At 73.2% G+C, this 21,180-nt stretch carries 14 protein-coding genes; 12 read left to right on the plus strand and 2 right to left on the minus strand.

Annotated elements, in window-relative coordinates; all coding sequences use genetic code 11:
• Positions 1 to 11 precede the first annotated feature (11 nt).
• Together O7607_RS23865 and O7607_RS23870 are read right to left on the minus strand one after the other, a co-directional pair.
• Complete coding sequence (locus O7607_RS23865; RefSeq protein WP_269705425.1) at positions 12 to 896, minus strand: WXG100 family type VII secretion target; 885 nt, start codon at positions 894 to 896, stop codon at positions 12 to 14.
• Positions 893 to 1,303, minus strand: a complete 411-nt coding sequence (locus O7607_RS23870) for a YbaB/EbfC family nucleoid-associated protein (RefSeq protein ID WP_262015029.1) — start codon at positions 1,301 to 1,303, stop codon at positions 893 to 895. The genes O7607_RS23865 and O7607_RS23870 overlap by 4 nt, the downstream gene beginning before the upstream one ends.
• Before the next feature lie 252 nt (positions 1,304 to 1,555).
• Between O7607_RS23870 and O7607_RS23875 the strand changes: the two genes are divergently transcribed.
• The 12 genes from O7607_RS23875 (at position 1,556) to O7607_RS23930 (ending at position 21,180) form a co-directional block, all read left to right on the plus strand.
• Positions 1,556 to 1,876 carry a WXG100 family type VII secretion target gene (locus O7607_RS23875; protein ID WP_091416604.1) on the plus strand — a complete coding sequence of 107 codons (321 nt, stop codon included), beginning with the start codon at positions 1,556 to 1,558 and terminating at the stop codon, positions 1,874 to 1,876.
• A gap of 37 nt (positions 1,877 to 1,913) precedes the next feature.
• Positions 1,914 to 2,216 carry a WXG100 family type VII secretion target gene (locus O7607_RS23880; protein WP_269705427.1) on the plus strand — a complete coding sequence of 101 codons (303 nt, stop codon included), beginning with the start codon at positions 1,914 to 1,916 and terminating at the stop codon, positions 2,214 to 2,216.
• A gap of 123 nt (positions 2,217 to 2,339) precedes the next feature.
• Positions 2,340 to 3,197: a hypothetical protein gene (locus O7607_RS23885; RefSeq protein ID WP_269705428.1), complete on the plus strand. Its 858-nt coding sequence runs from the start codon at positions 2,340 to 2,342 to the stop codon at positions 3,195 to 3,197.
• A gap of 42 nt (positions 3,198 to 3,239) precedes the next feature.
• Positions 3,240 to 6,608, plus strand: coding sequence for a hypothetical protein (locus tag O7607_RS23890; protein WP_269705429.1), 3,369 nt, complete (start codon positions 3,240 to 3,242; stop codon positions 6,606 to 6,608).
• A gap of 2 nt (positions 6,609 to 6,610) precedes the next feature.
• The gene (locus O7607_RS23895; RefSeq protein ID WP_269705430.1) at positions 6,611 to 7,009 is read left to right on the plus strand and encodes a hypothetical protein; all 399 of its coding nucleotides are present in this window, start codon (positions 6,611 to 6,613) and stop codon (positions 7,007 to 7,009) included.
• Positions 7,006 to 10,965, plus strand: a complete 3,960-nt coding sequence (gene eccCa / locus O7607_RS23900) for a type VII secretion protein EccCa (protein WP_269705431.1) — start codon at positions 7,006 to 7,008, stop codon at positions 10,963 to 10,965. Before O7607_RS23895 ends, eccCa begins: the two co-directional genes overlap by 4 nt.
• Before the next feature lie 13 nt (positions 10,966 to 10,978).
• Positions 10,979 to 12,388, plus strand: a complete 1,410-nt coding sequence (eccD, locus tag O7607_RS23905; protein WP_269705432.1) for a type VII secretion integral membrane protein EccD — start codon at positions 10,979 to 10,981, stop codon at positions 12,386 to 12,388.
• Between the two features lie 6 nt (positions 12,389 to 12,394).
• Positions 12,395 to 13,750: a type VII secretion protein EccB gene (gene eccB / locus O7607_RS23910; protein WP_269705433.1), complete on the plus strand. Its 1,356-nt coding sequence runs from the start codon at positions 12,395 to 12,397 to the stop codon at positions 13,748 to 13,750.
• Between the two features lie 7 nt (positions 13,751 to 13,757).
• Positions 13,758 to 16,784 (plus strand): hypothetical protein, encoded by a 3,027-nt coding sequence (locus O7607_RS23915; RefSeq protein ID WP_269705434.1) that lies wholly within the window; start codon positions 13,758 to 13,760, stop codon positions 16,782 to 16,784.
• Positions 16,785 to 16,788: 4 nt separating this feature from the next.
• Positions 16,789 to 20,076, plus strand: coding sequence for a right-handed parallel beta-helix repeat-containing protein (locus O7607_RS23920; protein WP_269705435.1), 3,288 nt, complete (start codon positions 16,789 to 16,791; stop codon positions 20,074 to 20,076).
• Positions 20,077 to 20,125: 49 nt separating this feature from the next.
• On the plus strand, positions 20,126 to 20,425 hold the full coding sequence (locus O7607_RS23925) for a YbaB/EbfC family nucleoid-associated protein (protein WP_433496160.1): 300 nt from the start codon (positions 20,126 to 20,128) through the stop codon (positions 20,423 to 20,425).
• 119 nt (positions 20,426 to 20,544) lie between these two features.
• A complete protein-coding gene (locus tag O7607_RS23930) occupies positions 20,545 to 21,180 on the plus strand; it encodes a helix-turn-helix transcriptional regulator (protein ID WP_269705437.1) in 636 nt (211 codons plus the stop codon).

Here is a 21,180-nt window from a genome sequence, read left to right on the forward strand (position 1 = left end):
AGGTGGGTGGCTCAGGCGCCGGGGATGATCGGCGTGGGCGTGCCGTCGGGCGCGTAGCTCAGGTACAGCGGCTGGTAGCCGGGCGCGGTCGGGTCCACGGCCGGGTTCTCCCTGACGACGAAGAACCGGCCTTGCCCGGGATCGATCGCCCGGCCGTCCGGCGTGGTCACGGGTGTGCCGGCAAGTGGGGTGATCGAGTCGTAGAGGTTCGCGTCCACCCGGGTGGTGCCGTCCTCGAACGGGTTGAGCGCGATCAGCCGGTACCCCTCGGGCAGCGGCCGGCCGCCGACGTGCGCGGTCGCGTACTCCGGACCCGTGAAGTAGGACGAGATCGCCGGGTGGGCGGCGATGAGCGGGGTCGGCGCCTCGGCGGGCTCCAGCGGCAGCATCGGGGTGCCCTGCTGCTGCGGAAGGAGCCGGGCCCGTTCGCCGACCGGTTCGCCGACCGCCAGGCGGCGGGACAACAGATGTTGCCGGCGCGGCTCACCCTCCGCGGCGGGCTCCAGCGCCGGGTTCGTGACCGCCGCCCGCGTCGTGTACGGGGGGCGGTCCACGTCGTCGAAGTCCTTCGCCATCTTCCGGCTGACGTCCAGGGCGGCCTCGTCGGCCTCCCGGTACGCCCGGCCACTCTCGGTGAGGCCCTGGGCGGTGTAGCGCAGGGTGCCCTTGACGCCGCCGATGATCGCTTCGAGGTTGTCCATGCCCTCGAGGAACTTCGTGGAGAACTGCTCGCCCATGTCGTCGTCGCCCCAGGCGTTGGCGTACCGGGCGCGCAGGGCGGTCAGCTGGGCGAGGTAGGACTCGTAGAGCAGGACGTGCGCCTCGTACGCCTTGCCCAGCCCTTCCACGCCGTCCGGGTCGACCCACAGGCGCCCGCCGGGGTTGTTGCTGATCATTCGGGCCCCCGGGTCAGGAGTTCCCGCACGCTCGTGACCATGCGGGGCTCCTTGGGCAGGAACGCGTCGGCCCCGGCCTGGCCCCGGACCAGCTTGTGGGCGTCGAGGCCGTCCGGCAGCACCGGCGCCAGCACCTCGGCCGCCTGGTTCATGACCTGTTCCTTGGCGTCGGCGTAGGTGTCCAGGATGAGCCGGGTCAGGTCGGCGGTGGTGAGCCGCTTGTGGGCGCCGGAGGGGAACTGGATGTCGGTCAGCACGCCGTTCTGCCCGACGGTCACGCTCACCTCGCGCCGCGGTGACGTCGCGGTGGCCGAGAGGGCGCTCATCCGGGCCTGCATCTCGGCGAGGCTGTTGCGCTGTCGCTCGTACTCCTGGAACAGGCCTTCGATGCGCTCGCTGTAGTTCACGACGGACCACTCCCTCGACGTCGCCGTCCAGTGAAGACGCCGCCGCGGTCGCGCCGGAACTCCGGCCGGGGATCAGTGCATGAAAGTGCAACCACTCTTCCCGGGCTGTCGGCCGGTGCCGCCCGTTCCGGGGGCGCTGCCGTGCAATGTTGGGTGACGTTCGGACATGGTGGCGCAACCGGGTTGCCGCCGGGCACGGCCGCGGATCAACACTCTTCCCTGCCACCTTTCCCTGACACGAGGAGTCCGACCGTGACGATGCCGATCGTCAGCACCACCGAAGAGGGTATGCAGCGGGCTGCCCAGGAGTTCTCCGACAAGGCCACCGAATTCACCGGCCAGCTGCGCGCGGTCAACGGGCAGATGGCCATCCTGATCTCCTCCTGGACCGGCCAGGCGTCGCAGGGATTCAACCAGGCCATGGACAACTGGGAGAACGCCTTCCAGCGGGTGATCAACGAGCTGCTCAACATGCTCGAGGTCATGGGTGTCACCACCAAGGGCTACCAGACGGCCGAGGACGAGGCGTCGAGCGTGGCCAACTCCTTCGGCGCGGCCCTGCCGGGCATCTGAGCCGCACCCCGACCCCCGATCTCCCGAGAGGACCGACATGTCCAACTACACCTTCGACTTCGTGCAGGCAGACGCCGTGCTGACCGACATGAACCGCATCAACGGCCAGATCCAGTCGTCGCTGGAGGCGATGGAGCAGACGGTCGAGGCCAGCCTCGCCCAGTGGACCGGTGCCGCCCAGGAGCAGTACAAGGTCTCGAAGCTGGCCTGGAACCAGGCGGCCGACTCGATGGTCGCCTACCTGGAGCAGGCCCGCCAGACTCTGCTGCAGATCTCCGACAACTACGGCACCACCGAGCAGCGTCACGCCATGATCTGGAACGACGTCCGCGGCGGCTGACCCGCCGGACGGCCGCCGCGGACGCGGCGTGGCGGCCGGCGTCGTCCGTCCCCGGCCCGGTGCGCCAGACGACCCGGGCCGCTGGGGTCTGTGCCATCGTTCCGCCGTCGACACCCGAGTGGAGTGAGCTCCTTGGCCCGCATTGACTGGGGATACCCCAACGACAAAGCCATCAGCGCGATGAACGCCTACGGCATGGGCGACGCCGTGATCGGGAAGCCGGAGGGGACCACCCAGGCGGCGTACGACTCCTGGATGGCCTACTACCACGAGCACGGCAGGAACAGCCGGTACGGCACGGGTGTGAACCTGGAGGGGTGGAAGAACCAGGTCCGCGCCGAGCATCCGGAGTGGATCGAGGCCCGCGAGTGGTACGACAAGAACATCCTCGACACCGACGGCTGGAAGAACCTCGTCAAGACGTACAAGGACCGGATCACCGACCCGTCGAACGTGAAGCCGCCCGCGTTCACCGACCAGTCCGACTGGATCGACGAGTCGAAGACCCCGACGAACTCGGGCTTCAAACCGCCGGCGATCGACCCGACGTTCAAGGGTGACACCGCCTCGACCAGTGGCGTGGCGGTCAACACCGCCGCCCTGAAGTGGTTCGCGGAGGACGTGCTGGGCAGCATCACCGGCGCCGGGAACATCCTGCTCACCACGGCCGACAAGCTGAGCGCGATCGACCCGCGGCCCGGCGCCTTCGCCCGGGCCGAGGTGCTGCGGCAGGCGATCGTCGGGGCGACGGCCCAGGACGGCGGCGTCAAGGGCGACATGAAGGACATGCTCGTCAACATGAACACCGCCCTGCTCGCGGTGCAGACCGCCCTGCTGAAGATGGCCGCGGAGTACGAGAACCTCGAAGAGCTCAACGCGCTCACCACCGACAAGCTCAGCGAGATCATGGGTGACTCCTTCAATGGCCTGGACAACCTGAAGACCTACGGCCAGAAGGTCGTCAAGACCGACGGAAACTGACGCGGGCGAACAGGTCTCGCCGCTCGCGAAGAGGGACAGGGCATGGGCAACGGTCTCGGTGACAGCAAGCTCGACGGGTGGAACGACCCCGCGGAGGAGGCGGCCACCTTCCCACCGAAGACGGTCCCCGTCAGCGACCTGTACGACTACCAGACCTGGGCGAACGAGACCCGGGGCTGGCGGAAGCTCGAGGCCGCGGTGAACGGCGGCGCCGCGCTGACCACCCAGAGCGGGCGGGACCACGCCGAAACGCTGGTGAGTGTCCGGTCCGTCGTCGAGACCGCGCAGGCCTTCCAGGCGACCCAGGACCTGCTGATCTGGCTCGAACAGACCATCCGTACCGCTGTCACCTCGATGGTCGGCGACGACAAGGCGTGGAAGGGGCCGGCGGCCAACGGGTTCCGCGACAAGATGAACTACTACGCCGACCTGCTCGGCAAGCAGGCAGAGCACCTGGCCGGAGGCGCGGTTCCGGACTCCACCACGGTGTCCAACGACATCAACTCGTCGACGAACGTCACCTCGCTTCCGTCGCAGCTCTACGACGCCGCCAACCACCTCTCCTGGGCCCAGCAGACGATCGCCTACCTGGACGGCGCCTGGGCGACGATCGCCTCCCAGAACGGCGTCGGCAGCGGCGACGGCCCGGTGCCGATCAGCGGCACCGAGTACGAGAAGCCGATGGCCCGGCAGATGGCCGATGTCGTCCACACGGTCGCCGAGAAGTACCGGATGACCACCGACAAGGCGGCGACGTCCACGGTCAGCATGCCCACGCCCAGCATCAACGTGCCGACGGGCCCGCCGATCCCGTCGCCGACCTTCACGACGCCGACGTTCACGACCCCGCCGGGGCTCACCCCGCCGGGCTTCACCACGCCGCACATCGGCGGCATCACCACGCCGGCCGTCAGCGCGCCGTCGAACATCACGGTGCCCACGATCACCCCGCCGAACCTGGCCGGCATCGGTGGCCCGGGTCCCGGCCAGGGGCCGGGAGGAATCACCCCGCCGTCGTTCTCGGGTCCCGGTGAGATCGGTGGCCCCACGCCCGGCGGCGGGGGCGGTGGCAGCGGGCTGCCCGGCTTCGACGCCCCGGGCATCAACGGGCCGGGGGGAGCCGGTTTCCCGGGCGGTGGCGGCCTACCGGGTGGTGGCGGACTACCGGGCGGCTTCGTCCCTGGTGTCGTACCGCCGGGCATCAAGCCGCCGGGCTCGGCCAACCTCGGCGGGGGTGCGGGCGGCGCCGGTTCGGTCAAGCCGCCGTCGTTCTCCGGACCGGGCACCGTGGGCGGACTGAAACCCGGGGCGGGCGTGGGCGGCATCGGCACCCCCGGCGGCGGGTTCACCGCGCCCGGTGTCCCGGGCTTCGGCCCGCCCGGCGGCGCGAGTCCCGGTGCGGGCGGCAGTCCCGGGCTGCCGGAGAAGCCGGACGCGAACGGGCTGCTCGGCAACAGCGACGACTTCGTCCCCGGCGCCGTCGACGGTGTGGACATCCCGGCCGCCCCCGGCGGCGCCGTGCCCGGCGGCGGCGGCTTCCAGTCGCCGATGATGCCGGGCATGCCCGGCGCGGGCGCTCCCGGTGCCGGTGCCGGCGGCGGATCCGGTGTCCCCGAGGCCCCGGACGCCAAGGGCCTGGTGGAGGGCGACGAGGCGGACTGGCGGTCACCCGGGTTCGACGGCGTGCCGGTCCCCGGCGCGCCGGCCGGCGCCTCGTCCGGCGGCGCCGGGCTCGGTGCGGGCATGCCGCCCATGCCCGGCATGCCGGGGCCCGCGGGCGGCGCGAACAATCCCGGCGGGGCCGAGTCGCCCGACGCCCGGGGACTCGTCAGCGGCGACCCGGAGACCTGGGGACCGGTGGGCGTGGACGCGGGTGTACCGGACGGGTCGGGCGGTGCGCCGGCCGGTGGTGACGGGCTCGGCGTCGACGGCCCACAGATCCCCGCCGCCCCGCCCGTGGTTCCGGGCGTCGACTCGCCGGTGGCGACGCCGACCGGCCCCGCCATGCCGATGATGCCCGGAGCGCCGGGTGCGCCGGGTGCCGGTGCGGGCACGCCCGGCGGCGGTGTCCCGGACGCTCCCGACGCCTCCGGGCTGATCCAGGCCGACCTCGACGACTGGCGTCCGTCGACCCCCGATACCGGCACACCGCACGCGCCGACGGGGGCGGACACCGGCGGCGCCGGGCTGGGGGAGCCGACCCACTCCGCGCCTGCCGTGTCGCCGAGCACCGGTGCGACGCCGCCGACGGCCGGTGTGGTGCCGCCGATGGCCGGCCCGCCGGGCAGCAACGCACCCGCCGGCACCACACCCCGGACCGCGCCCGACGCGTCCGGCCTGATCCGGACGGACGGGGCCGACTGGACTCCGGCCGGACCGGGGGACGGCGGGCCGGAGACGGGCGGCGGCACGGCGGCCGGTGGCGCGGGACTCGACGGCTCCGCGCCGGTCACCGGCGTGCCCGGCTCGCAACCGGGCCCGGACGGTCCGCCCGCCGGCCCGGATCCGGGCGTGCCGGAGGCCGCCGCCGAGGAACCGGCCGCGCCGGAGGTTCCGGCCGCGCCCGTGTCCGGCATCGGCGGTACGTCGCCGGGTGCGCCCGTACCCGAGGTGATCGCACCGCCGACGGCGGTGGAGGTGCCGACCGTGGTCGACCTGTCCCCGGCGGTGGAACCGCCGCCGCGGGCCGAGCAGCCCGCGGCCGTCGCACCACCCACGGCTGTTGCGCCACCAACGGCTGTTGCGCCGCCTCCAGCCGTCGCGTCGCCTCCGGCGGAGCCGGTGATCGGCGGTGTCGTGGCGGCTCCGGTGATCGTGGGCCAGCCGGGCCTGCCCGGCCAGCCGGGCCTGCCCGGCCAGCCGGGCCTGCCCGCCCAACCCGGCCCGGTGGCGAACCCACCCGCCCAGGCAGCCGCGCCGAACCAGCCGGCACAGCCGAACCCGTCCGCGCAGGCGAACCAGCCGGCGTCGCCGGGAGGCGGCAGTCCGGAGGGGACGCACCGGAAGGCCGGCGTGGCCGCGGTCGTGGCCGAGGGCGAGGTGGCGGTCGCGGTCCCCGGCGCGCTCGGTCTGGCCGGTGCCGCCGCCGTGGCCGGACTCGCCGGTTCCGGACCGCAGACGTCCGGCCGCGCGACGGCCGGCGCGGACCCCGACGACCCGGCCCGGGCCGGCACGGTCCGGCGTCCCTCCGACCGCGACGACGACAGCGAACCCGGCGCCGGCCGGGAGCCCGCCGCCGGGCTGCGCGAGGACGACGCCGTCTGGGGCGGCGGCCGTACCGCGCCGGCGGCCGACGACCACGTTCCTCTCGTCCGCCCGGACGACGATCCGGACGACACGACGGGCTGGGACGACCTCAGCGACGCGGACTGGCTGACCGGCACGTCCACCGACGACGGCAGGGAAGGGTGACCATGTCGGAGACACCGCAGCGCCCGCGCGCCGTGTGGCGGCGGGTCGCGCCCGCGAAGGCGCCACGGCCGGCCGACGGCACGTTGGACTTCTTCAGCGTCGACCTGGAGAAGATGCGCCGCTGCGGCGAGCCCGGCGTCAGCGACGCGGAGTTCACCGCGTCGCTCGCCGAGGAGGAGAAGGAGGCGTCCGCCCGCGCCGAGGCGTTCTGGGCCGAGCAGGCGCGGCTCCGCAAGGACGAGGAGGAGCGGGCGAAGAAGGAGAAGAAACGCCAGGCCGAGGAGGACGACGACGTCAAGGTGGCCGAGCGCTACCGCAACGACCGCTACGCGGTGAAGCTGCTGCGCCAGGAGCGCACCGTCTGGGGCGGCGACGGCGCCGACGCGGGGACGCTCGGATGAGTACGGTCACCGTCAAGCGCCCGCCCCGCGCGGCGGGCCCGGAGGCGCCGGAAGGCTCGATCGAGCTGCAGGAGCCGCCGCTGATGGCGGAGGAGGCCCCGCTCGACTTCCGCTCGTTCGCGATGGTCGTGCCGATGGGCCTCGGCATGGGCGCGATGCTCGCCATGTTCGGCCTCTACAACCGCACCCCGATCATGTACGTGATGGGCGGCGCGATGGCCGGCGGCATGCTGCTCATGGGCGTGATGCAGATCGGCCGGGCGGCCGCCGAGCGCAAACGCAAGATGCGCGGCGAGCGGCGCGACTTCCTGCGCTACATCGGGCAGCTGCGCAAGCAGGCCCGCGAGGCCGCCGACCAGCAACGCCGGCACGTGCTGTGGAACAACCCGCAGCCGGGCTGGCTGTGGTCGATCGCGATGGGCAGCCGGCTGTGGGAACGCCGGCCCAGCCACGACGACTTCGGCCGGGTCCGCATCGGTCTCGGCCGGCAGACCGCGATGCTGAAGTTCAACCCGCCGTCCACCAAACCGATCGAGGACCTCGAACCGCTGTCGTCGATCTCGCTGCGGCGGTTCTCCGAGGCGTACCGGACGGTGTCCGGCATCCCCACCTCGGTCGGCCTGCCGAGCTTCACCAGCGTCGAGTTCGAGGGCGCGATCGACCCGGCGATCGACCTGGCCCGCGCCATGGTGGCGCAGCTGGCCACCTTCCACGCCCCGGACGAGCTGCGGATCGCGGTCCTCGCCGCCGAGGTGCACCGGGGCCCGTGGGAGTGGGTCAAGTGGCTGCCGCACAACGCGCACCCCACCGCGTACGACGCGGCCGGCCCGGTCCGGATGTTCGCCGGCAGCCACGACGCGCTGATGGACCTGCTGGGCCCCGAGATCACCGACCGGGGCGACCACGACCGGGCCGTCAAGCCGACCACCGGCGAGCCGTTCCTGGTGATCGTCGCGCACCTGGTGGACCTGCCGGACAGCTCCCGCCTGCTCGGCGCGGGCATCCGCAACGTGGTGCTGCTCGATCTCACCGGCGCGATGCCCGGCGGCCCCAAGGTGCTGCGGCTGACAGTCACCGACGACACCGTGGAGTTCCCGGCCGGCGCCACGACCGGGACGGCCCGGCGCGACGGTCTGGACCAGACCGAGTGCGAGGCCCTCGCCCGGATCATCGCGCCGAAGCGGACCAGCGGCACGCTCGATGTCTCCGACGAGCCGCTGGACACCAGCTTCGAGCTGACCACGCTGCTGGGCATCCGCGACGCGATGACCTTCGACGTGCAGGCCCTGTGGCGGACCCGGACGCCGCAGCGCAACCGCCTCATGGTGCCGATCGGCGTCACCGAGGAGGGTGAGGTCATCGAGCTGGACCTGAAGGAGTCCGCGCAGGGCGGCATGGGACCGCACGGCCTGCTCATCGGCGCCACCGGCTCGGGCAAGTCGGAGCTGCTGCGTACCCTCGTCTGCGGCCTGGCCGCGACGCACAGCTCGGAGATCCTCAACCTGGTGCTCGTCGACTTCAAGGGCGGCGCCACCTTCCTCGGCATGGACAAGCTGCCGCACACCTCGGCGGTGATCACCAACCTGGCCGACGAGCTGCCGCTCGTCGACCGGATGCAGGACGCGCTCAACGGCGAGATGACCCGGCGGCAGGAGATGCTGCGCGCCAGCGGCTACGCCTCGCTGTTCGACTACGAGAAGGCGCGCGGCAACGGCGCCCAGCTCGTGCCCTTCCCGGTGCTGCTGATCATCGTGGACGAGTTCAGCGAGTTGCTGTCCAGCAAGAGCGAGTTCATGGACCTGTTCGTGTCCATCGGCCGGCTCGGCCGGTCGCTCGGCGTGCACCTGCTGCTCGCCTCCCAGCGCCTGGACGAGGGCCGGATCAACCGGGTCGAGGGGCACCTGTCGTACCGGCTGGCGCTGCGCACGTTCTCCTCGATGGAGTCGCGGTCGGTGATCGGCGTGGGCGCCGCGTACGAGCTGCCGCCCGAGCCGGGCAACGGCTACCTCAAGGTGGACACCACGAACCTGGTGCGGTTCAAGGCGGCGTACGTCTCCGGCGCGTACACCGGAAGTGGACGCCGCGGCGGCGTCGCGGACGCCGGGGACGAGCCCACCGCGGACGTGGTGCCGTTCACCACCCGTCAGGTGGCGGTGCGCCACGACCCCGGGCCGGAGCGCCCTGCCGAGCAGGTCGAGGAGCCCGCCGCCGACGCGAACGGGCCGAGCCTGGTCGAGGTGCTGCTGGACCGGCTCGCCGGTTCGGGCCCGCCGGCCCGTCAGGTCTGGCTGCCGCCGCTGTCCAGCGCGCCGAGCCTGGACTCGCTCATGCCGAGCGTGCTGCCCGACCCGGTACGCGGCATGACCATCGACGACCCGGCCGTCCAGGGCGGCCTGCGGGTTCCGGTGGGTGTGGTGGACCGGCCCGCCGAGCAGCTCCGTGAGCTGCTGGTGGTCGACCTCGGCGGCGCCGACGGCCACGTCGGCATCGCGGGCGCCCCGCAGAGCGGCAAGTCGACGCTGCTGCGCAGCCTGATCCTGGCGCTGTCGCTGGCGAACACGCCACGCGAGGTGCAGTTCTACGGCCTCGACTTCGGCGGCGGTGGCCTCGCCTCGATCGCCGGTCTGCCGCACGTCGGCTCGATCGCCACCCGGATGGAACGCGACCGCGTCGTCCGGACGGTCGAGGAGGTCCTCCAGGTCATGGAGAAGCGCGAGGCCGAGTTCGCGCGGCACGGCCTCGACTCCATGTCCAGCTACCTCGCCAAGGTCGCGGACGGGGTGATCGACGACGGCTTCGGGCACGTCTTCCTGGTCATCGACGGCTGGTACACGATGAAGCAGGACTTCCAGGAGCTGGAGCAGAAGTTCCAGGAGCTCGCCTCGCGCGGCCTGTCCTTCGGCGTGCACGTGATCGTCACCGCGACCCGCTGGTCGGAGCTGCGTACCTGGATGCGGGACCTGCTGGGCACGAAGCTGGAGCTGCGGCTCGGCGACGCGATGGAGTCCGAGCACGGCTCCCGCAAGGCCGCCACCGTCCCCAACCAGGTCGGCCGCGGCCTCACCGACGGCGCGCTGCACTTCCTGGCCGCGCTGCCCCGGATGGACGGCAGCTCCGAGGTGAGCGACCTGGCCGAGGCGACCAAGTCGGTGGTCGAGGAGATCGGCACGTTCTGGCCCGGCCCGACCGCCCCACCGGTACGGATGCTCCCGGCGCACCTGATGGTCGAGACACTGCCGCCGCCCGAGTCCGACTTCAAGTTCGTCATCGGCCAGGACGAGCAGCGTCTCGCCCCGGTCTGGCACGACTTCATGACCACCCCGCACATGCTGGTCCTCGGCGACAGCGAGACCGGCAAGACCAACCTGCTCCGGCTCGTCCTGCGGTCCATCCAGCAGCACTACCCGCCGGAGCGGGCGAAGGTCGTGCTCGGCGACTCGCGCCGCGACCTGGACACCGCGATCGGCGCCGCGTACCAGGTGGGCTTCGCGTTCACCGGCGACAAGATGCACGAGCTGGCCGGCCAGGCGTCGGTCTCGATGAACCGGCGGATGCCCGGCGCGGACGTGTCGTCCGAGCGGATGCGCAAGCGCGACTGGTGGGAGGGGCCGGAGCTGTTCGTCATCGTCGACGACTACGACCTGATGACCAAGAGCACCGGGATGGGCTCGACGCTCGACCCGCTCCTGCCGTTGCTGGCCCAGGGCGCCTACATCGGCCTGCACGTGATCGTCGCGCGGAGCACCTCCGGCGCGATGCGGGCCATGATGGACCCGGTGATCCGGCGGATGTGGGAGCTGGGCACGCCCGCGACGCTCTTCTCCTACCCCAAGGAGGAGGGCAAGTTCCTCGGCGAGGCGAAGCCCCGCCAACTGCCGCCCGGACGCGCCCAGCTCGTCACCCGGCGCGGCGTACGCCTGATGCAGACCGGTTTCGTGTCGGACACGGCCCGATGAGAGAGGCTCGCTGGTGACCGCAGCGCTCAACGATCAACTGTGCCGCATCACGGTGATCGGCCCGGCGCGCCGGGCCGATCTGGCCGTGCCGGTACGGATGCCGGTGGCGAACCTGATGCCGTTGCTGGTGCGGCACACCACCGACCTGGCCCGGGTGCCCGACGGCGAGGTGCCCGACGAGTCGTTCGTGCTGCAACGCCTCGGCCAGGCGCCGTTCGAGCTGTCGGGCACGCCGGAGAGCCTGGACTGGCTGGAGGGGGAGGAACTGCACCTGCGCCCGGCGCAGGACCCGCTGCCCGAACTGGACTTCGACGACCTGGCCGAGGGCGTCGCCACGGTGGTCAACCGGCGCGCCGACAGGTGGCAGCCGGAGTACCGCCGGGTGCTGTTCCTCGTGCTCTGCACGGTGGCGATGGGCCTGATCGCCGCCGTACTCGTGGACCGGGGCCCGGTGCTGCCCCAGGTGATCGCCGGCGCGGTGCTCGCAGCCGGCCTGTTCACCGCGTCGGTCGTCAGCGCCCGCCAGCAGACCGACGGCGCGATCCCGCTGCTGTTCGGCGGCGGCGCGGCGTTCTTCGCGGCGGTCGCCGCGTCCAGCGCCGTCGACGGCGACCCGGACGGCGTGGCCTGGAACGCCGGCGCCGGGCTGGCCGCCGCCGTCGCGGTCGTCGCGGTGACCGTGTTCCTGCTGATCGCACAGCGCACCGTCACACCGGTCATGCCGTTCGCACCGCTGCTGATCGTCGCGCTGACCGCCGCGGTGGTGGTGCTCGTGCTGCTGGCCGGCGACGGCTTCGCGCTCACCGCGCCGAAGGTCTCCGCCGTGGCCGTGTCGGTGATCCTGGTGCTGATCGTGATCGCGCCCCGGGCAGCGGTGAAACTGGCCCGGCTGCGCGGGCCACAACTGCCCAAGACCGGCGCCGACATGTCGTACGACATCGAGCCGGAGGACTCCGACCTGGTCAAGTCGCGCGCCGACGAGGCGGACACCTACCTGACCGCCTGCATGACCGCCTCCGCCCTGGTCCTGCCGGTGCTGATGCACCACACCATGCGGGTGCCGGGCTGGTCCGGGTGGACGCTCGTGCTCGTGACATCGAGTGCAATCCTGTTGCGCTCGCGTACCTTCTTCGGGCTCTGGCAGCGGATCGCCCTGGTGGCGGCCGGTACCGTCGGCTACCTCATGGTGGCCCTGATGTTCTCCGACAAGCTCGCCCCGACCGGCCGGTACGTCCTGCTCGGCGGGCTCGTCGCCCTTCTGGTGCCGCTGGTGATGGCCGCGCTGCGGCCGTGGCCGCGGCGCATGCTGCCGTTCTGGGAGTACACCGCCGGTGGGCTGGACGTCGCCACCGGCCTGGCCGTGCTGCCGGTGCTCGCCCAGGTGCTGGGGCTCTACGCCTGGGCCCGCGGACTCTTCGGGTAGCCGGCGGTGCAGACCCAGCGCGACCACGTCCACGCCCACCAGTTCATGATGGGCCGGCTGAGTTCCGCCCTGGTTCAGGGCGACCCGTCCACGGCGGAGATACCCGGGCAGCGCGCCGTCACCGGCCTGGCCTTCGGCGTGCTCATCAGCGTCCTGGTCGTGGCCGGGTTCGCCGTCTACGGCTGGATCGTCCCGGGCGGCAGCAAGGCGTACACCCGCAGCGGCGTGATCCTCGTGGAGAAGGAGAGCGGCAACCGGTACGTCTACCTCGACGGCGTGCTGCGCCCGACGCCGAACCTGACCTCGGCCATGCTGATCCAGGGCGGCGGCGCCACCGTCAAGCTCATCTCGAAGGAGTCGATCAAGGACGTCCCGCGCGGACCGTCGATCGGCATCGACGGCGCCCCGCAGTCGGTCGCCACCGGGTCGATGGTCGCCGGTCCGTGGCTGGCCTGCCTGCCCGGCTCGGTCACCGACGAACCCGGCGACCGGCTCGGCCTCAACCTCGACCCGCGCGCCGAATCCGTCCCGCTGCCGGCCGACCGCTTCGCCGTCGTGCGCGGCGCCGACGGGCCGGCCTACCTGGTGACCGCCGGCCGCAAGCACCGGATCGCCGACCCCGCGGTGCTCGCCGCGCTCGGCGCCACCACCACCCGCAAGGTGCCCGCCCCGGGCGACTGGCTCGACTTCCTGCCCGACGGGCCGGACCTGGCACCGGCCACCATCCCCGGCGCGGGCCGCTCCGGCCGGGTCGGCGACAGGACGTACCCGGTCGGCACGCTGTTCCGCCAGCGGCCCGACACCGGCGCGGAGCAGTTCCTGGTGCTGCGCCGCGACGGCCTCGCGCCGCTGAGCCGGACCGAGTTCCTGCTGGCCACCGCCACCTCCGGAAAGGAGCCGGTGGAGCTGAGCGCCGCCGCCCTCGCCGCGGCCCGGATGTCGGCCGACCGGTCGCTGCTCACCCGGCTGCCCGACCTGACCGGCCTCACCCCGCAGGAACCCGGCCCGTACGCGCTCTGCCTGCGTCAGAGCGCGGTGGACGGGACGCGGTTCGACAGCACCGCGGTGCTCGTCCCGCTGGCCCGCTCCGGCGTCCGCCCCGACGGCCGCACGACGGTGCTCACCGCGCCCGGCAGCGGCATGGCGGTGCTCCCGGCACCGGTCGGCACCGGCGCGGCGCAGCCCCTGCCCACCTACATCGCGGAGGACGGAAAGGCGTACCCGATCGGCGACCAGGACGCGGTGCGGGCACTGAAGCTCGACCGGGTCGTGAACGTTCCCTTCCCGAGAGAACTGCTGGCGCTGATGCCCCAGGGGCCGGTGCTGAGCACGAGGGCCGTCGCGGCCGCAGAAGTGGGGTAGGTCGATCATGGCAACCCGGATCCGGGACCTGTTCGGTGGCGGCAAGGACCGTCCGGAGGGCGTCGTCCAGCACACCGTCGGCAACGCCCTCGTGGTGCACGCCGACGACGCCATCAGTCCCGAGGCCCAGTCGCTCGCCCTGTCCATGATCGAGGACGCGGAGAACGACGTGGTCGTGCTCGACCTCGGCGACGGGATGCCGATCAGCGCCTGGGAGTCGATGGCCGGGGTGCTGCCGCGCCGCCGCCGCGGCATCCGGCTCATCGCCTGCGGCCGGCACGGCAACTCCGCGGCGATGGCCGGTCAGTGGCTGGCCGAACGTCTCAACCGCACCGTCATCGCCCCGGACGGCGACCTGGTACGCGGCTCGGCCGGCACGCTGTTCGTCCACTCCGTCCCGGGCAGCGGCTGGGTGCGGTTCCGGCCCGGCCGCCCGCCGGCCTGGGACGCCAAGCGCTACCCGACGCCGCGGTGGGACCGGGCCGCGATCGACACCCGGCCGTCCAGCGCCACCGCCGAGATCGAACCGATCCCGGCCGGGGTCTGGATCCACAGCAACCGGGACCCGCAGGTGGTCGACCCGCAACGGCAACGGCTCACCGCGTACGTCCCCTGCCAGCCGGAGACCATGACCGTGCTGCTGGGGTGCCCCGGCACGCCGTCGCTGTCGCTCGACGACGTGGTGCGCTTCTGGCGCGGACTCGACGAGGAGAACCGGCAGCGGGTGCGCTTCGTGCAGTTCGGGGAGGTCCGCATCCCCGAGGGCGAGGCGTTCGGCCAGGCGCTCGCGGATCTGCTGAACACCGAGGTCACCTGCTACACCGGCGTGCCGATCGGCAGCCCGCACCGCTACGAGATCCGTACCGTCCTGCCGGACGGCGCGTTCGGCTGGGCGCCGTACGCGCTCGAACTGTCGTACTCGCCCCGTGCGCACCCCAACTCGCGGGCCCGCCGGCCCACAGTGCTCAGCCACCGCCCTCCGCTGACCGGCGCCGAGGAGGTCGCGCCCCGGGTCTACTGGTTCGCCCCCGGCGCTGTGGTCGAGGTGGTGCAGACCGGCCTCTGGGTACGCTCCACGGCCGAGCCGAAGAACGCCGAGCAGGTCCGGTCCGCGATGCTCGACGCGCGCAGCGGCACGCTCGTGTTCGACGACACCGTCCACTCCAGCACCCACCGGATGCGGGAACTGGCGCTCGACCTGGCCGCCCGGGTCGACGGCATGACCGGCACGGGCCGGGCGCTGGTGCCGGCGTCGGTGCTGGTGCCCGGCGCCAAACCGGCCAGCCGGGCGGAGATGGTCGTCGACCTCGAGGCCGAGATGCGCGCGGCGGGCACCGTCGCGCCGGTGCCCGTGTACGCGGAGACCGCCCCGCCCGCTCCGGTCGCGCCGCCCGCGGCCGACAGTGTGGTGGTCGCCGTGCCCGCCCCGGTCACCGGGCCCGCCGTCGGCGCGCCGGACGAGACGCGCGCCGCCGCGCCCCCGCTGCCGCCGCCCCCGGTGGCGCCGCTGGTGTCCGAGCTTCCGGCCCCACCCGCGGTCCCGCTGGTGCCGGGACCGCCGGATCCGCCCGCGGCGCGGGTCGTGCCCGAGCTTCCGGCTCCGCCCGCCGTGCCGCTGATCTCCGACCTGCCGGCCCCGCCCGCGATCCCGCTCCCGTCGGCGTCGCCTGCGGTCTCGGCCCCGCCGGCGTCGCAGTCCTCGCCGGCCTCGCCTGCGATCCCGCTCCCGTCGGCGCCGCCGGTCGTGGCCGTACCGCCCGTGGTGCCGCTCGCATCCGAGCAGCCCGCGTCGCCCGCGTCCGGGCTGCCGGCCCCGCCTGCCGTGCCGCTCGTGTCCGAGCTTCCGGAACCGCCCGCCGCACCGCTCGAGCCGGCGCCGCCCGTCGAACCCGCGCAGCCCGTCGAACCCGCCATGGTGGCCGCACCGACGCCGCCGGTCGGCGCCGTCGAGCCGGTGGCCCCCGCCGGCGAGCCGGCACCGCCGACCATGCCCGCCGGCTTCGGTCATGCGCTCGCGACCCCGCCGGTCGCCGCCGGACCGGTGGTGCCTCCTGCGCCGGCACCCGTCGTGGCAGTCGACCTGCCGCCCGCCCCGACCGGTCCGGCGGACGTGCCCCGAACGGTGGACGTGCCCGAGACGGAGAAGACCGAGGAGACCGCCGGGACGGCGAAGACCGTCGAGCCGTCCGAGGCCGACGAGCCGTCGGAGGTGGCCGCCGAGGCGCGGGTGCAGCCGGTGCCGTCGGCCGGCGCGGGCGCGCTGCTGTCGGAGAAGAAGGGGCTGGTCGACGAGCGCGCCTGGCTGCGCCGCACGCTCAGCCGCGAGTTCGACGTGATGGCCAGCTCGGTGTCCCGGATCATGTCCGAGCACCCGGGCATGCAGGGCTCCGGTGTGTCCACCGAGGACGTCCTCGCCGACTCGGTCGCCCTGCGGCTCTACCTGACCGGCCGTGGGCCGGGCGTCGACGCCGGCCTGCGCTCCGGCCGCAAGGGGCCGCACGTGCCGTTCGCGCGCTGCGTGGTCGCCGGGGTATCCCGGATGCCGTCGTTCCGGGGAACCACCGTCTACCGGTTGTCCCCGACCGCCGGGGAGTGGGCGCTGTACCAGGACCGGCGACTGGTCACCGACTGGAGCTTCGTCAACGCGCTCACCCAGCCGTGCGCGTCCGAGGACGGCGACACCGACGTGCTGATCTGGTCGATGACCGCCCGCCGGACCAGCCTGCTGGAGCCCGAGGGCGACGAGCGCGTCGAGGACCGGGTGCTGTTCCTGCCCGGCACGAACTTCAAGGTGCTGGACCTGCGCCGGCCGGCGGCGGGCGAGCGCGGCGCGGTCCTGCTTCGGGAGATCGGCGCCAACGAGATCGACGACACCGGCCGGGTCGACTCCAATCGGGTGTCGCTCGACGACCTGGCGATCACGTCGCTGCGGCGCAGCGTCGAGCGCTGGGCCACGGCCGAGCCCCGGGTACGCATCGGCGCGGCGGCCCGCGGTCGCCTGCGGGTGCTGCCCGGCCTGGACCGGAAGGGATGACGCGGTGAGTCGGCAGGTTCTTGTGGTGGGCGACCGGAAGCCCGGTTCCTATCCGACGATCGGTTCCGCGCTGTCCCGGGCCGAGCCCGGCGCCACGATCGACGTGCACCCCGGGCGGTACGTCGAGAAGCTCGTGGTCGGTGACCGGGTGACGATCAGCGCGGCCCAGCCCGGCACGGTCGAGGTGCACGTGGAGGAGGGCAGCGTCCTCGTCGTGCGCGGCGAGGGCGCCCAGCTGCGCGGCATCACGCTCAGCAGCGCCGACACCACGCTGGCGGCCGTCGACGTGTACGCGGGCGAGGTGGCGCTGGACGACTGCCGGGTCGGCGGCGCCTCCTGGGTGACGCTGCTGGCCCGTATGCAGGGCACCGTCGCGCTGCGCGGCTGCGACGTGACCAGCTCGGCCGGCGCGGGCGTGGTGGTGATGTCGGCCGGGTCGAGCACGATCGAGGACACCGACGTCCACGACGTCGCCACCAGCAGCGTCGTGGTCGGGGAGCAGAGCGCCCTGACGCTGCGCCGCTGCCGCCTGCGGACGGCGGGCGCGAACAGCGTGTGCGCCGGCGGCGACGCCCGGCTCACGATCGAGCAGTGCGAGATCACCGGGGCCGGCAAGCCCGCCCTGGTGGTCGAGCAGCGCGCCTGGGCCCGCATCCGGGGCCTGTCCGTCACCGGCAGCGGCAACGTCGACGTCTTCGTCCGTGGCGAGGCCGACGTGCAGATCAGCGACTCGACGTTCACCGGCGCCGCGGTGCAGTCGGCGCACATCGCCGAGGGCGCGTCGCCGTCGTTCCGCAACTGCACGTTCGGCGGTGCCGGGCACACCGCGATCCAGGTGCTCGGCGGCGGCCGGCCGACCTTCACCGACTGCACCGTCCAGGACGCGCCCGTCGGGGTCGCCGTCAGCGGTGGCTCACCCCGGTTCCTCGGCCTGACGGTGCGGGGCACCCGCGACAACGTCGCCGTGCTCGCCGGTGAGTCGGCTGTCGTGCTCCAGCGGCTGCGCGCCGAGATCACCACCGGCGACGGGGTGCTGGTCCAGGAGGGCGCCTCGCTGGAGGGCACCGATGTGGTGGTGGACGCGGGCGAGGCGACAGCGCTCGCGCTGACCGGGCCCGCGCGGGGCGTCGTCCACGAGGCCCGCCTCACCGGCACGGGCGCGGCCTGCGTGCGGGTGGGTGCCGGCGCCGACCTGACGCTGCGCGCGGCCCTGCTGCGCGGTTCCGGCGTGCTGGCCGAGGGCGCGCTCCAGCTGGGGGACAGCGAGATCGTCGGCGCGGCCCGCGACGGCCTGCGGGTCACCGGTTCGGCGAGCGTCACGCAGACCCGGGTGCGGGACGCCCGGGCCGACGGGATCGTCTTCGAGGCGGGCTCTCGGGGCTCGGTGAGCGACGGGGAGGTGCTGGGCAGCGGCGCGGCCGGCATCGGCGTGGACACCGTGGAGCCGGTCGCGCTCACCCGGTGCGTGGTGCGCGACAGCGGCGGCGAGGACGTCCGCCGTGCGCCCGGCGCCACGGTGACCACCGAGGCGTTGACGGTGGGCCGCCCGCAGGCCACCCCGGCGCCCGCCGGCCCGCCGGCCGCCGCGCCGGTCCCGGTGGCCGGCGACGAGGGTACGGCGGTGGAGAACGGCGCGGACGAGCTGAGCGAGCCGCTTCGCGAGCTGAACGGGCTAATCGGTCTGCGCGGTGTGAAGCAGGAGGTCACCGCGCTGATCAACCTGATCAAGATGTCGCAGGTCCGGCTCCAGATGGGCCTGCCGATGCCGCCGATGAGCCGGCACCTGGTCTTCGCCGGCCCGCCCGGCACCGGCAAGACCACCGTGGCCCGCCTGTACGGCTCGGTGCTCAAGGAACTGGGCATCCTGTCCAAGGGCCATATGGTCGAGGCGGCGCGGGCCGACCTGGTGGGCCAGTACATCGGCTCCACCGCGATCAAGACCACCGAGCTGGTCACCAAGGCGCTCGGCGGCGTGCTCTTCATCGACGAGGCGTACACGCTGTCCAGCGGCTCGGGCGGCTCCGGGCCGGACTTCGGCCAGGAGGCCATCGACGCCCTGATGAAGATGATGGAGGACCACCGCGACGAGCTGGTGGTGATCGTCGCGGGCTACTCCGAGCTGATGGAGCAGTTCCTCGCCTCCAACCCCGGTATGGCGTCCCGCTTCACCCGCACCATCGAGTTCCCCAACTACTCCGTCGAGGAACTCGTCACCATCACCTCGAACCTGGTCAGCAAGCACTACTACGAGCTGACCGACGACGCGGTGGAGGCGCTCACCGCGTACTTCACGCGGGTGCCGAAGAACGCGACGTTCGGCAACGGCCGGGTGGCCCGCAAACTGTTCGAGGCGCTGATCAACAACCAGGCGTCGCGGCTGGCGACCACGCCGCCCACGAAGGACAGCGAGCTCAACCGGCTCACCGCCGCCGACGTCGAACCCGAGCTGGCGCTGCTGGAGGACCTGCCGGTCGAGCAGGGCGAGCAACCCGACGCGGCGACCGACCCGACCGGCGCGATCAACGCGGCTCGCAGCTGGAAGCGGATCTGCGGCCTGGTCGGCGGGCAGCGGGTGAAGGAGGCGGCCGGGCAGACGCTGTTGCAGCTCTGCGAGGGACGCAACCGCCGGCGCGGGCCCGGCCGCACGGGCAACGTGCTGCTCGGCGGCCGGGCCGGGAGCGGCCGCAGCGAGTACGTCCGGCTGTACACCGCCTGCCTGTCCGAACTGGGCCTCGTGCCGGTCGGCCAGCTGGTGCGGGTGAGCACGAGCCGGGAACTGGCGCCGCAGTGGCCCGGCCAGGCCGGGAGCCTGGTGGACGCGGCCCTCGACGACGCGGCCGGCGGTGTGCTCCAGCTCGACTACGTCGACGACGGCTCCGGCGTGGCGCCGGAGATCGCCGAGGCGCTCGCCGGCCGGATGCGCTCCCGGCTCGGCGACCCGGTGGTGGTGCTGACCGGCGACGAGGCGGCGCTGGCGAGCCTGCGGGCCGCGGTGCCGGCGGTGAACGAGGTGTTCGGCCAGCAGTGGTCGGTGCCCGAGTTCAGCACCGACGAGCTGGCCACGATCGTGCTGCGGCACCTGGTACGGCGGGGCCACGAGGTGCCCGACGACGTCCGGGCGGCGCTGACGCAGATGGCCGCGCGGTTGCCCGAGCGCACCGTCCACGCCGCCCACCAGTTCTCGCTGGCCCTGACCCGGCGCACCGGCTCCCGTACCCTCGCGCTCGCAGACCTGGCCGCTCCCGGCCCGGCGGTGGGCGAGCGGCTCGGCGGCCTGGCCGCCGTCGGCTGACCGTCCGCCCCGAACAGAAAGGCCCGGCATGCAGCCCGAGTCCACGCCGATCCCACCGTCGTTCCAGGAGTTCATGGAGAACGCGCAGCGCCTGGAGGACCAGATGCGCAACGCGCAGTCGGAGCTGGAGCGGGCGATCGTCACCGGCCGCTCGCAGGACGCCACCGTCGTGGTCATGGCCAGCGGCCTCGGCAAGGTCCAGACCGTCCGGGTCGACCCCCGGGTGTACGAGCAGCGTGACGCAGCGTCGCTGCAGACCGCGATCATGGAGGCGATCCAAGCCGCTGCCGCGAACGCCGGGAAGCTCGCGACGGAGAAGATGGGCCCCGTCGAAATCAATCTTCACTGACTGAAAAAAGTCTGACCAGCGGTTACGTGCCGATCTTCACGGTTCGCGGCAGGCGCGGAGGCGAGTGTGGAGATTTCCTGAAGGACTCTCCATGAGACTGTCAGCCCCTACTGACAGTGATGGAGATGGCTGTGGAGCAAGTTGCCGTCTTTGTGCACGCGCCCGACCCGCTGACCCACACCGGCCTGACCGCCCACCTCCGGTCGCGCTCCGACATCACGCTGCTGGACAGCGCGGACCGGACGCGGGCGCAGGTGCTCGTCGTGGCCGCGGAACGGCTCACCACCGACGTGATCGCCATGCTGCGCCTCGCGGCGACCGAGATCGGCGCGCCGGTGGTCCTGATCACCACGGAGGTCACCGAGCAGGAACTGCTGACCGCCGTGGAGTGCCGGGTCGTGGCCGTCCTGCCGCGCGCGGCGGTCACCGCCGAACGCCTCGTGCACAGCGTCCGGGCGGCCGCCTCCGGCGGCGGCGTGCTGCCCCCGAACCTGGTGGGTGAGCTGCTCAAACACATCGAACGGCTCCAGCGCGACGTGCTCAACCCGAACGGTCTCAACGCCTCCGGCCTGACCGCCCGCGAGATCGACGTGCTCCGGCTGATGGCCGAGGGCTTCGACACCAACGAGATCGCCGACGAACTGCGCTACTCCGAACGCACGGTGAAGAACGTCATCTACGGCCTCAACCACCGGCTGAAGCTGCGCAACCGCTCGCACGCGGTGGCCTACGCCCTGCGCTCCGGCATGATCTGA

Source organism: Micromonospora sp. WMMA1949 (assembly GCF_027460145.1).
In the GTDB taxonomy this organism is placed as follows: domain Bacteria; phylum Actinomycetota; class Actinomycetes; order Mycobacteriales; family Micromonosporaceae; genus Micromonospora.

What these genes read in the sequence shown, in the direction of transcription:
- O7607_RS23865 (WP_269705425.1), bottom strand. Translation starts at nt 896, where the DNA reads ATGATCAGCAACAACCCCGGCGGGCGCCTGTGGGTCGACCCGGACGGC.
- O7607_RS23880 (WP_269705427.1), top strand. Translation starts at nt 1,914, where the DNA reads ATGTCCAACTACACCTTCGACTTCGTGCAGGCAGACGCCGTGCTGACC.
- O7607_RS23890 (WP_269705429.1), top strand. Translation starts at nt 3,240, where the DNA reads ATGGGCAACGGTCTCGGTGACAGCAAGCTCGACGGGTGGAACGACCCC.
- O7607_RS23895 (WP_269705430.1), top strand. Translation starts at nt 6,611, where the DNA reads ATGTCGGAGACACCGCAGCGCCCGCGCGCCGTGTGGCGGCGGGTCGCG.
- eccCa (WP_269705431.1), top strand. Translation starts at nt 7,006, where the DNA reads ATGAGTACGGTCACCGTCAAGCGCCCGCCCCGCGCGGCGGGCCCGGAG.
- O7607_RS23915 (WP_269705434.1), top strand. Translation starts at nt 13,758, where the DNA reads ATGGCAACCCGGATCCGGGACCTGTTCGGTGGCGGCAAGGACCGTCCG.
- O7607_RS23930 (WP_269705437.1), top strand. Translation starts at nt 20,545, where the DNA reads ATGGAGATGGCTGTGGAGCAAGTTGCCGTCTTTGTGCACGCGCCCGAC.